This window comes from Oceanobacillus sp. FSL K6-0251, assembly GCF_038004725.1.
In the GTDB taxonomy this organism is placed as follows: Bacteria; Bacillota; Bacilli; order Bacillales; family Amphibacillaceae; genus Oceanobacillus; species Oceanobacillus oncorhynchi.
In genome coordinates, this window is the sequence record NZ_JBBORS010000001.1 from 253,724 (window position 1) to 266,285 (window position 12,562).

The 12,562-nt window shown below is 37.4% G+C and carries 12 protein-coding genes; 10 read left to right on the forward strand and 2 right to left on the reverse strand.

Annotated elements, in window-relative coordinates:
- Positions 1–179: 179 nt before the first annotated feature.
- Entirely contained in the window at positions 180–575 is a 396-nt protein-coding gene (locus tag MKY45_RS01350; RefSeq protein ID WP_042531008.1) for a VOC family protein, read from the reverse strand.
- A gap of 200 nt (positions 576–775) precedes the next feature.
- Between MKY45_RS01350 and MKY45_RS01355 the strand changes: the two genes are divergently transcribed.
- From MKY45_RS01355 to MKY45_RS01400, 10 genes are all read left to right on the forward strand, one after another.
- Complete coding sequence (locus MKY45_RS01355; RefSeq protein ID WP_042531011.1) at positions 776–1,012, forward strand: hypothetical protein; 237 nt, start codon at positions 776–778, stop codon at positions 1,010–1,012.
- Between the two features lie 695 nt (positions 1,013–1,707).
- Positions 1,708–2,541, forward strand: coding sequence for a sugar phosphate isomerase/epimerase family protein (locus MKY45_RS01360; protein ID WP_256705518.1), 834 nt, complete (start codon positions 1,708–1,710; stop codon positions 2,539–2,541).
- A gap of 84 nt (positions 2,542–2,625) precedes the next feature.
- Positions 2,626–3,597, forward strand: a complete 972-nt coding sequence (locus MKY45_RS01365) for a tripartite tricarboxylate transporter substrate binding protein (RefSeq protein ID WP_042531013.1) — start codon at positions 2,626–2,628, stop codon at positions 3,595–3,597.
- Between the two features lie 61 nt (positions 3,598–3,658).
- Entirely contained in the window at positions 3,659–4,174 is a 516-nt protein-coding gene (locus tag MKY45_RS01370; RefSeq protein ID WP_052484944.1) for a tripartite tricarboxylate transporter TctB family protein, read from the forward strand.
- 19 nt (positions 4,175–4,193) lie between these two features.
- A complete protein-coding gene (locus MKY45_RS01375; RefSeq protein ID WP_042531015.1) occupies positions 4,194–5,699 on the forward strand; it encodes a tripartite tricarboxylate transporter permease in 1,506 nt (501 codons plus the stop codon).
- Positions 5,700–5,808: 109 nt separating this feature from the next.
- Positions 5,809–6,807 (forward strand): PdxA family dehydrogenase, encoded by a 999-nt coding sequence (locus MKY45_RS01380; protein WP_256705520.1) that lies wholly within the window; start codon positions 5,809–5,811, stop codon positions 6,805–6,807.
- 89 nt (positions 6,808–6,896) lie between these two features.
- The gene (locus tag MKY45_RS01385) at positions 6,897–7,886 is read left to right on the forward strand and encodes a dihydroxyacetone kinase subunit DhaK (protein WP_256705521.1); all 990 of its coding nucleotides are present in this window, start codon (positions 6,897–6,899) and stop codon (positions 7,884–7,886) included.
- A 20-nt stretch (positions 7,887–7,906) separates the two neighbouring features.
- A complete protein-coding gene (gene dhaL / locus MKY45_RS01390; RefSeq protein WP_226895223.1) occupies positions 7,907–8,566 on the forward strand; it encodes a dihydroxyacetone kinase subunit DhaL in 660 nt (219 codons plus the stop codon).
- Between the two features lie 99 nt (positions 8,567–8,665).
- On the forward strand, positions 8,666–10,678 hold the full coding sequence (gene tkt, locus MKY45_RS01395) for a transketolase (RefSeq protein ID WP_341172397.1): 2,013 nt from the start codon (positions 8,666–8,668) through the stop codon (positions 10,676–10,678).
- Positions 10,679–10,981: 303 nt separating this feature from the next.
- Positions 10,982–11,761, forward strand: a complete 780-nt coding sequence (locus MKY45_RS01400) for a DeoR/GlpR family DNA-binding transcription regulator (protein ID WP_042531025.1) — start codon at positions 10,982–10,984, stop codon at positions 11,759–11,761.
- A gap of 96 nt (positions 11,762–11,857) precedes the next feature.
- On the opposite strand, the gene MKY45_RS01405 is transcribed toward MKY45_RS01400, so the two are convergent.
- Entirely contained in the window at positions 11,858–12,340 is a 483-nt protein-coding gene (locus tag MKY45_RS01405) for an RpiB/LacA/LacB family sugar-phosphate isomerase (protein ID WP_193065331.1), read from the reverse strand.
- Positions 12,341–12,562: the final 222 nt, after the last annotated feature.

The following is a 12,562-nucleotide window of genomic DNA, read 5'->3' on the forward strand; positions in this document are numbered from 1 at the left end:
CAGGCTAGCATCCGATAGAGGAAAAGAGTAAATAAAACATGTGTAATCCATTTTAAATTCTCTACCTTTTTCAAAATTGAAAATGCCTATATAAAAAAGCAAATCCATTGAAAATAGGATTTGCTTTTTTATATAGGCATTAAACTATACTACATTCGTTGTACAACAAATAGCTGATATTAAGGTGCAACCAGCTCTACTTTTATTCTATCCGGATCTTCAAAATAAACGGCATAATGATTGTCTCCGCCCGCAAATGGATGTTGGTCAGCATAAAGAATAGATACCCCTCTTTGCTGGAGCCTTTTCGTCATGTCATCTACAAATCTCCGGGAATCTGCATGGAAGGCTAAGTGATTTAAGCCAACTCGGCATCGATGATAAGGAATATCCAGAAATCTTTCTTCCGCTTGTACAAAAACGAGATACGTTTCTCCCAGTTTCCAGCTTTGCCCGCCGTCCCAATTTTGAAAAGGTGTATATCCCAGCTCGCTTAAAAACCAGTCCCAAAAATGAATCGTTTTATTTAAATTAGTAACATAAATTTCAATATGATGAATTAGACCATGGTTCAAAGGAACGCCTCCTTAAATGCAGTAATTATCTTGACTTACTTAATTATTATCTATGCAGATAGATACAACAGGTTTGAAAAAAGTTTACAAAATACGGGATGAATGAGAAAATAAATAGTATATATCTTGATAGAATAAATGCATTATAATCTATTATAGAAGAGCTAGATGATAAAGAAAAGTATTGGAGGAGGAGTTTGATGGTTGAGCGTTATGTTAAATTAGATAAAATTAATGACGTTAAAGATTTTGTAGAAAGAGTATCTGGGTTTGAATACAAGGCAGAGGTTATTTCTGACACATATATATTAAGTGCAAAATCCATTATGGGGATATTCAGCCTGGATTTGACAGAACCTTTAAAATTAAGAGTTCATGCAGATAGCTGCGATGATCTATTAGAGAGTATTTCACTTTATCTTGTTGATAAAGAATAAACTATGAGGGGTATTCAGTTAGGGAACTACATATACTGACACCCCTTTTTTATGTGCGTAAGTAATAGATTTTTCCATGAGACAATGAAACCCTCAAAATGTTTTCCTCGGTGGTTGTTAAATAAAACCTTTCCATTATTGTTCTGTTTTGCCTTCAATGTTGTAAATGTTTCTAAGTAGATTTTTCAACATCTCTTAATTCTATTTATGAATTTCCTGTTTTTGATTTTTTTCAAATGTTTTCGTTTAACATAATGTTTTAAAGGCTAATAAACGATGACTCTTTTAGAGTTTAAAGATAGTATTTAATCATTCATATTGAAAACCTGATGATTTCGTAATTTCTGACACCTATTGTAATTAATCAGAGTAGCTTCAATAAGTATGCTCAAGCGCTGCATCTAAGTTATATAAGATAGCAAGAATTAAGTAATTGAACTTGTTAAAAAAGAGAAATTTAAATAAGATAGGTCTTTTCGTTGGTTTAATTGGGAAAATAATCAAAATGAAAATGATATAAATAATAATTACAAACATAATCAACAACGAAAAAAAATATTAACTAAATTTATCACAAAAAAACAAAAATATTATTGACAAATCGAAAATAAATGATAATATTAATCTAAGGATTTTGAAACCGATTTCAAGTCACTTTTAAAGTTTTATCCTTTATACAAATAGGGAGGTTACAAATGAGTATTAAATTTGGTTGTCATACATCAACTTGGGAACTAGATTACGATAAAGAGACAGACTATTTAGACAATGTAATGAACACAGTGAAGGATGCAGGATTTAAAGGGGTAGACGTACAGGTTGCGATGTTAGGAAGATATCAAAATAATCCTGAAAAACTAAAAAGAGCATTAGATGAAAGAGGTATATATTTAGCAGCTTTAACAGTACCTTTTACTTGGGAAAATGATGAAGAAACAGAAAAAGAAAAGGAACGTGCGGACTATTATATTGATTATCTGATAAATTTTCCTGGAGTAGTTATGAATCTCCCGTCTCGTGTCGGTCCTAATAGAGATAATTTATTAAAGCGTCAAAAGCAGATTATCGCTTGTGCAAATGCCGTAGGAAAAAGAGCATATGAAAAAGGAGTACAAGCTTCTTTTCATCCTGCTTCACCAAAAACGTCTTATTTCAGAACAAAGCAAGACTATGATGTTTTGTTTGAACTGCTAGATAAAACATATATGAGTTATACTCCTGATGCTGGTCATATAAAAGCTGGAGGAATGCGCCCAGAAGAAATTATTAAAGAGAATCTTTCTATTATCAAACATGTACATTTTAAAGATTGTTCTAATAATTTTGAGTGGAAGGAAATGGGCACTGGAGATATTGATTTCCCTTATATCGTACAGACTTTAAAAGATAGCGGTTACCAGGGGTGGATAATGATTGAAGAGGAAACAGAAGAGGCTGCGGAAGACCCGAATCAGGTGATTTTAAATGTTGGGAAATATGTTGAGGAAAAATTGAGACCGATTACAGATGGTGTTAACCAGGATAACTAATTTCCGTTTTACAGTAATATTTTTAGGTTTTTAATTTAACGCTAGTTGATTTTCAATATTTATAAAGGATGAGGGAGGATTATTATGAAGTTTAAAATAGGTCTTGTTTTATTATCCGTGATGATGTTATTGGCAGGATGCGGGGGAAACAGTGAAGAGGGTAATGCGGCAAATAATTATCCGGAAAGAAACATTGAAGTTTTAGTAGGGCATGGTGCAGGAGGAGGAACAGACTTATTTGCACGTGCTGTGACTTCGGAGTTAGAAGATATTTTAGGAGTAAATATTAATGTTGTTAACCAAGAAGGAGGAGCTGGGGTTGTTGCGGCTCAGAATGCTTATAATGCTCCATCAGACGGATATACTTTAGTGGGGGATGCTGCTTTCCCGCTTACAGTAGCTGCGGGTACGAATCAGCATGGGTTAGATGATTTTACCCCAATTGCCCGTTTTCAAAGTGATACATATGCGCTTTGGGTAGACCCTGATAAATATAGCAGCATTGAAGATTTTATCCAAGCTGCAGAGGACAACCCAGGTGAAATTACTGTAGGTGGAACAGGTTCTATGGGGATGGATGAATTTACAGTATTTCTTCTAGGACAAGAAGCAGAAGTAGATTTGAGTTTTATAGCGATGGAAGGTGCAGGTGATATGCACGCTGGAGTTATTGGAGGACATTTAGATGCAATGGTTGAAGAATTCGGTCCGGCAAAAGCGCTTTATGATGATGGTTCAGTTGAACCTCTTGTAGTTTTTTCAGAAGAGAGATTAGATGAATTTCCAGATTTACCCACAACGGTTGAGAATGGTTGGGACTTAACAGATGGGAATGAGCGTGGTTTTTATATAAAAAGCGATGCTGACCCTGAAATTATTAGTGTATTAGAAGAGGCTATGAAAGAAGTCTATGATTCTGAAGAATATAAAGCGTATGAAGAGGAAAATTATCTGCACTTACGTGAAGGATGGATGGATTCAGAAGAGTTTACACAGCGGACAGAGGAGTTAATTGAACGATATACAGAAGTTGCTGATGAATTGCAAGGAAATTAATTGAGAAAGGGAGGGAAGAACCCTCCTTTCTTAAGCATTACGATATAAAGGTGGGACGAAAATGAATCAAGCAAAAAAAGACTATATTTTCTATAGTATTGTCATGATCTTTGCTATTTTTTTTCTTGCTTCTACTCCTCAAATCCAGAGTACAAATCAATCTTTTATTATTGGACCAGCGACATGGCCATATATTCTTCTGATTTTAATGATTTTTTTGGGACTGTACGGGATTGTTAGCACATTAATTAAAGCAAAGGTAATGAAGTCAGAGGAATTAATAGCTAAAGAAGAAGCAGCACCAGTAAAGAAAATATTTCATTTGTCCATTCCGGTTGTTTCTTTATTGGTAGTAATTATTTATGTATTATTGCTGAATGTAATTGGTTTTATTTTCTCTACCGTTTTGTTCTTATATGGCATTACGCTTTTACTTGGTACAAAAAAACAATTAACGGCTATTTTATTTTCAATTATAACAATGGTAGTTTTTGTTATTCTGTTTTCTGTTTTATTACAAATCCCATTACCAAGGGGTATAGGTGTTTTTAGAGAACTCAGCCTGTTTTTTTACTAAGTTGTAAGGGGGCAACACAATGTTGGATTATTTAATATCGGGACTATTAAATGTAGTCACTGACCCAATAAACCTAATTATGCTAATTGCTGCAATATTTATTGGATATTTGGGCGGAGCTATTCCGGGGGTTAGTGGAACAATGCTGGTGGTAATAATGGTTCCGGTTACTTATTCATTTGAACCAGATTCGGCTTTTATTTTACTTACTGGGATATATGCAATAACTGCATTTTCAGGTGCTATTAGTGCTATTTTACTTAGAACACCAGGAACTCCAGAAGCGGTAGTAACCACGTTTGACGGCTATCCTATGGCGCAGAAAGGGCAGCCTGGAAGAGCTCTGGGGATAGCAATTTTCTGCTCCGTTGTAGGAGGAGTTATTGGTACACTCTGTTTGATGCTAATTTCCCCAGCGTTGGCGAACGTAGCCCTCTCTTTTTCAGCTCCAGAGTATTTTGCTTTAGCAGTAATGGGATTGACGGTAGTAGCTTCGCTTAGTGGAAAGGCTTTGGCAAAAGGGTTGATAGGAGTATTAATCGGGTTAATGATTAGTACAATAGGTATGGATCCGTTGACAGGAACATTGCGTTATACTTTTGGATCTTCAGCTTTATTATCAGGAATTGATTTGATTCCGGTAATTATTGGACTTTTTGCTTTATCGGAATTCCTTAAAAAAACGACAGAGAGCCATGCTGTGCAAGAGGTAATATCAAATGTTAAAACAAAGTTATTTGAAATAGAAATATTTAAAAAAATAAAAGGTACAATGGCCAGATCTACTATTATTGGTATATTTGTCGGCATTTTACCGGGGATAGGTGCAACTACCGCCTCTATGCTTAGTTACAGTGAAACGGTAAGGTGGTCTAAAGAAAAAGAAAAAGATTCTTATGGTAAAGGTAATCCAAAGGGGATTGCTGCATCGGAAACAGCAAATAATGCTGCAGCAATGGGGACGCTTGTTCCGTTATTATCATTGGGGATTCCGGGCGGCGCAACTGCAGCAGTTTTATTAGGTGCTTTTGTTCTTCATGGAATGCAGCCGGGCCCGACACTATTCAGTACGGAGCCAGAATTGATGTATACCATATTTGCAGCATTGCTGATTGCGAATTTAGTTATGCTGATTGTATCAAAACCATTTATAAAAATATTTCAAAAAATAGTTAATGTTCCTTATTCTATTTTAGGTCCGCTTATTGTTGTGTTTTGTGTTATTGGTACTTACACAGTCCGGAATAGTTATGTTGATATTTTGATTATGGTTGTGTTTGGGATTATTGGTTTTATCCTTGAAAAATACCGTTTTCCTTTGGCGACAATTATTCTGGGTGTCGTGTTAGGTCCGTTAACGGAAAGTCAATTTAGAAGAGCTGTTGAGATGTCTAGCGGAGACTTTTCTATTTTCTTCACAAGACCTATTAGCTTAACTTTATTGATTATTTCAGCATTAATGTTGTTTTTCCCATTAATTAGCGGATTATTTAAAAAGAGAAAAAATCAAGAGCAAGAGGGCTAACCTAATAGATAAAGAAAATTAATGATTTATATTTGCTCTCATTAAAATGAAAGGCAAGAGAAATATCATCATCAAAGAATGTGAAATTATTTATTGAGGAGGAGTTTAAATGAGTAAACCACGAGTTGGGTTATTATATGGAGATGCGGCAGGGGTAGGACCGGAAATTGTTGCGAGAGCAATGATAAAGGAAGAAATTTTAGAACAAGCAACATGGGTTTTAATAGGAGACGAAAGAATCTTTCAAAGAGGTGCTGAGGTAGCGGGTAATGAAATGAAGTATCAAAAGGTAGATACAATAGACGATGTTGATCCTGCGAAGGGCAGCTTATGGCTTATTGATGTAAAATCTACTGATCCTAATGATGTCGAATATGGTACTTTATCTGCTGCTTCAGGAAAAGCTGCAGGAGACAATTTAGTATATGCGCTTAATTTGGCAAAAGAAGGAAAGTTGGACGGTTTAACTTATGGTTCTATGAATAAAAGTGCCCTGTATCAGGGAGGGTATGAATTTAAGGATGATATTCATTTAGTAGCTTCTGTATTTGAATTAGAATCAGGATTTAGTGAAGTGAATGTAATGAATGATGTATGGTTTACGCGTGTGACATCTCATGTTCCTTTAAAAGAAGTCGCAGAAAATATTACTAAAGAAAGTGTACTAGAAAGTATCTATTTTGCTAATGAGATTGTTTCTAAAGCGGGTATTAAACCCAAAATAGCAATTGCTGGACTGAATCCACATGCAGGAGATAATGGATTATTAGGTGATGAAGAAAATGATATTACCATCCCGGCAATTGAAGAAGCGAAAAAGAATGGTGTGGATGCTCATGGACCATTCCCGGCAGATACAATGTTCCTTAGGTTAGAAAAAGAATCATTTAACACTCTGCTCGCAATGTACCATGACCAAGCTCAAATAGGAATGAAAACATTAGGATTTAGCAAAGGAATTACGATTAGTGGAGGACTGCCAATTGTAATTACAACTCCAGCTCATGGGACAGCATTTGATATTGCAGGTAAGGGAATCGCGGATTCGAACGCACTGGAAGAATCATTAAAATTGTGTGTGAAATTAATCAATAACGGATATAAGTAAAACGATTATAACTTGTAGAGTTCTCTCCTTTAAAGAGAAAGGAGAGAACTCTACAGAACAATACATAAATAACCGAGGAGGTTCCTCTCATGAAAAAAGTCATTAACAATCCAGGTGATGTAGTTGAAGAAATGCTAGAAGGAATTATGCGCGCACATCATGGTAGCTTCCAAAAAATAGATGGAGTAAATGGAATCGTTAAAAAAGAATTAAAAGATAAAGTAGCTGTTGTTACTGGTGGCGGTAGCGGTCATGAACCTCTTTTCTTTGGTGTAGTTGGGGATGGGTTGGCTGACGGAGTTGCGATTGGAAACGTTTTTGCTGCTCCTACGCCGAATACGGTTCAAGAGGTAGCAAAAACAGTGGACTCTGGCAAAGGGGTTTTATTTATATACGGGAACTATGCAGGGGATGTTCTTAACTTTGATATGGCAGCAGAGCTCCTTGAATTTGAAGATGTGCAGACGACCACTGTTAAAGTGACGGACGATGTGGTTTCTGCACCGTTAGAAAGAAAAGAAGATCGCCGTGGAATTGCGGGAGATATTTTCGTTATTAAAGTGGCAGGAGCAGCTGCTGAGAAAGGTCTTTCTTTAGAAGAAGTAACAGCGGTATCACAAAAAGCGAATGAATATACTTACTCTATTGGGGTAGCATTATCGCCTGGAACCATTCCTGATTCTGGGGAACCTACGTTTACATTAGCTGATGATGAAATAGAGTTAGGGATGGGTATTCACGGGGAGCCGGGGATGGAACGGACCAAACTAATGCCGGCTGATGAACTGACCAATCAATTAATGGAAAAGTTATTAGATGAAAGTCAATTGACATTGGGTGATGAAGTGAGTGTTTTAATCAATGGCCTTGGTTCAACAACATTAATGGAATTATTTATTGTTAATCGCAAAGTAGCGCAAATTCTCGATGAAAAAGGAATTGGCATTCATGATATCGATGTAAATAATTATTGTACAACCCAGGAAATGGGTGGATTTTCGATTTCTTTACTGAAATTGGATGATGAATTAAAAGCATATTATGATGCCCCGGCAAATGCACCATACTACAAGAAATAATGGAGTTGGAGGGATTTACAATGACGGCAACGGACGTAAAAAAATTGGATGCTGCGCAAACAAAAGCAATGATTCTCTATGCAGGAGAAAAAATAAGAGAAAATAAGCCATTGTTAACCAAAGTCGATAGCGCGATTGGTGATGGCGACCATGGAATTGGTATGTCAGTAGGCTTTGAAAAAGTGGAAGAAAATCTAAAAGATCAAGAATTTACAACGATTAATGATATTTTTAAAAAGACGGGTATGTCCATGGTGCAATCTATGGGAGGAGCTTCTGGCGTTATTTTCGGCACGATGTTTCTTGGCGGTGTAAAAGATCTGGATTCTAAAAGTGAATTAGATGTACCTGTACTTTCGGAAATTTTTAGTGCATCCTTAGATGCGATTAAGCAGCGGGGTAAAGCCAGTTTAGGAGATAAAACAATGATTGACGCTCTGGAGCCGGCTGTTAATGGGTTGAAAGAGAGTGTAACTGACTCTGCAACACTATTAGAAGCTTTGAAAAAAGCAGAAGAAAATGCTGCTGATGGAGTAGAGAATTCTAAGAATTATATTGCGAAATTTGGAAGAGCAAAATCTTTAGGGGAAAGAGCGCTTGGTAATCAAGATGCTGGTGCTACAAGTGTATGGATCATCTTTAAATCCATGAGAGAATGGGTAGAGCAATTAAATAAATAGATACGAGGTTAATATAGAGGCATTTCTAAGGAGTGCCTCTATATTATTGAGGCGATTAAAAACAGCAGTTTATATAAAGTAAGGAGAAGGTGATTTAAAATGACAAGTACTACAAACGTATCAACAGAACAATTATCTATTAATACAATTCGAACATTATCCATTGATGCCATTGAAAAAGCAAATTCAGGACATCCCGGTCTGCCGATGGGGGCAGCACCAATGGCTTACACGCTATGGACGGAATTTATGAGGCATCATCCGAAAAGTTCAAAATGGTTTAACCGTGACCGTTTTGTCCTTTCGGCTGGTCATGGTTCGATGCTTTTGTACAGTTTGCTGCATTTATCAGGCTATGACGTATCATTAAATGATATTAAAAATTTTCGTCAATATGGATCTAAAACTCCAGGGCATCCGGAAGTGCATCATACGGATGGGGTAGAAACCACAACTGGCCCGCTCGGACAAGGAATTGCGACAGCTGTTGGAATGGCGATAGCGGAAACGCACCTGGCTGCTACTTATAATAAGGAAGGTTTTAATGTAGTCGATCATCATACCTTTGCACTTGTGGGTGACGGAGATTTAATGGAAGGAATTTCTCATGAAACTGCCTCCTTAGCCGGTCATCTTGGTTTAGGGAAATTAGTTGTCTTGTATGATTCAAATGATATTTCACTAGATGGTGATTTAGATAGATCTTTTTCAGAGAATGTGCAGGAGAGTTTTCAAAGCTATGGCTGGGAAGTCATTCGGGTGGAAGATGGAAATGATGTCGATGCTTTGAGAAAAGCAATGAAAGCAGCGAAACAAAATACGGAACAGCCGACACTAATTGAAGTGAAAACGGTAATTGGGTATGGGTCGCCCAATAAATCAGGATCTTCTTCTTCGCATGGAGCGCCTCTTGGTGAAGAGGAAGCGAAACTTACGAAACAAAACTATAACTGGGAATATGGTGCTTTTCACGTCCCCGTTGAAGTATATGACGATTTTAAAAATAAAGTTGCAGAAAAAGGTGCCAAGGCAGAAAGTGATTGGAATGAACTGGTAGAAGCTTATGCTGATAAGTATCCAGAAGAGGGGAAACAATTGCAATCAGTGTTGAAAGGAGAATTACCGGCTAATTGGGATAAAAATCTCCCGGTCTATGAAGCTGGTTCTTCTCTGGCAACGCGAGCCTCGTCTGGAGAAGTGCTAAATGCCATCGCGAAGAATGTACCTAATTTCATCGGTGGCAGTGCGGATTTGGCGGGATCTAATAAAACAACGATAAAGGATGTATCTGATTTTTCAAAGGCTGATTACGCCGGGAAAAATATTTGGTTTGGAGTGCGTGAATTTGCAATGGCGGCAGCGCTTAATGGAATGGCCCTTCATGGCGGATTAAACGTATTTGGCGGCACCTTCTTTGTATTCAGTGATTATTTACGTCCGGCAGTAAGATTGTCTTCTTTAATGAAATTGCCAGTCACCTATGTTTGGACACATGATTCTATTGCGGTCGGGGAAGACGGACCGACTCATGAACCAGTGGAGCATCTAGCTTCTTTCCGTGCAATGCCTGGTTTGTCTCTTATCAGACCTGCGGATGGAAATGAAACGCAGGCAGCATGGAGACTTGCTGTGGAATCAACGGATCAGCCCACAGCTATTGTATTATCGAGGCAGAATCTGCCGACTTTACCAGGAACAAAGGAAAGTGCTTATGAAGGCGTGAAGAAAGGTGCTTATGTGGTGAGTGATTCTTCTCAAGGTGAGCCTGATGCTATTCTTTTGGCAACCGGTTCTGAAGTTCAGCTGGCTGTCGAGGCTCAAAAAGTATTGCGGGAGAAAAATATAGATGCTTCTGTCGTAAGTATGCCATCTTGGGATCGTTTTGAAGCACAAACGGCATCGTATAAAGAGAGTGTTTTGTTGCCTAACGTGAAGAAGCGGGTTGCTATTGAAATGGCCTCTTCATTTGGCTGGGACCGTTATCTTGGGAATGATGGAGTAATGATTGGTATAGATACGTTTGGGGCTTCTGGGAATGGAAATAAGTTAACCGAAGAATATGGATTCTGTGTTGATAATATTGTGGCGCAAGTGGAGCGTTTATTTGTTTAGAATCCGCAGAGATTTAATTTTTTGGTGAACCCAATTTTGGTTCTGCCAAACTCATAATATCCTCATCTATTAAGAATCGGGAGCAAACCGAATCCGATAGATGGAGGATATTTCATTTCCTTTGTTTCTGCTAAGGGAGCATGGATACATAACTTTTAATAAAAAAATTCATTATTTAAAGTAAAATTATCAATCGCTTTCATTTATTATTTTATTCATTCATTTTATGGTATAATACACCATAGACAACTATGGACTAATCAGGAATAGGAATAGATACTTTTTTTGCGAGGATGACGGATAATGAAAATGTTTGTTACGGAAAGAAGAAACAAGATAATGGAACTCTTGCATGATAAGCAGCGGCTGACCGTGAAAGAATTGTCGGAGCAAATCGGTGTGTCTGAAGCAACCTTGCGTACAGATTTAAACAAAATGGAGAAAAACGGTCTTTTAACTCGTACACATGGCGGGGCAATGTTAAATCAACAGAGCGAGGTTGATTATGATACCAGTTTTTCTGTGCGTGAAAAACAAAACCGTAAAGAAAAATCATTGATTGCTAAGGAAGCTTTTCAGTTCATTGAAGAAAAGCAATGTATCTTGCTCGATGCCAGTTCGACAGCACTTGAGTTAGCACGTTATCTTAATGAACAAATGATCCGGCTGACAGTAGTAACGAGCGGGATTCAAACAGCGCTGGAGTTAAAGGATAACCCGAATATTACGGTTATTTTAATTGGCGGTGTGGTGACGAAGGGTTCTACGACAATGGAAGGCACATTAGGGGTGGAGTTATTAAACAAGCTTAATATTGATATTCTTTTTACTTCTGCCAATGGGTTTTCTGTAGAAAATGGAATGACCGATTTTAATTTGTATGAGGTTGAATTAAAACAACATATGGTGAAGAAAGCGCAGAAAATTGTGGCTGTTATTGATCATTCTAAAATTGGGGTGACTTCTAGTGCGCCATTTGCAAGTACAGATCAGATAGATGTACTTATTACCAATGATTCCATCGATTCGGATACAGAGCGGATTCTTGTGAATCATAATATTCAAGTGATTTCGGCGCTGTAAAGCGAGTAATTTTTTGTTTATATATACTTTAAGGAAAAGCACTGTACAAGAATTTTCTTGCGTACAGTGCTTTTCCTTATGATAATATCGAAAACATTAACAAGAACTTTTTGCTGCATCTTTGAAGTTCTGATCAAGAAATTGGCTTTCTCTGTCAGTGATTTGATCTACTTTGCGTTGAGATCCGCCGGACCATGCTACATTCAGATAGGCTTCCACTACTTTTTTAGCGGACTCTGGTCCGATGACTTGGGCTCCCATTGCGATGATTTGGGCGTTATTACTTAATTGAGCGCGTTCTGCAGAGTACGTGTCATGCGCTGTCGCTGCGCGGATTCCCGGGTATTTATTAGCTGCAATTGCAACGCCGAGACCAGTTCCGCAAATAAGCACACCGCGTTCTATTTTCTTCTCGCTGATGGCTTCTGCTACATTGAAGGAAACCCCAGGATAGTCCACAGCATCGCCGGAATGTGCTCCGAAGTCCACCACTTCATGATCGGTTGATTCTTCAATAAATTTCTTTAACGTTTCTTTTAATTCATATCCGTTATGGTCTGCACCAATACCAATTTTCATTCTGCAAACTCCTCTCGTATATTTAATCTACTTTCATTATATACTTCTAATTTTCTTTTATCAACTTTTATTTTCGTTTTTAATCAATTTGATAAAAAATGAAAATAAAATTGCGTACTTTATGGAAGCATCTTTTTCGACTGTGTACAATTCTACAGAAAAAGATTCTTTTGATTCAAAGTATATATTTTAGATATACGAGAGGACGTTGAAGGTTTCAAT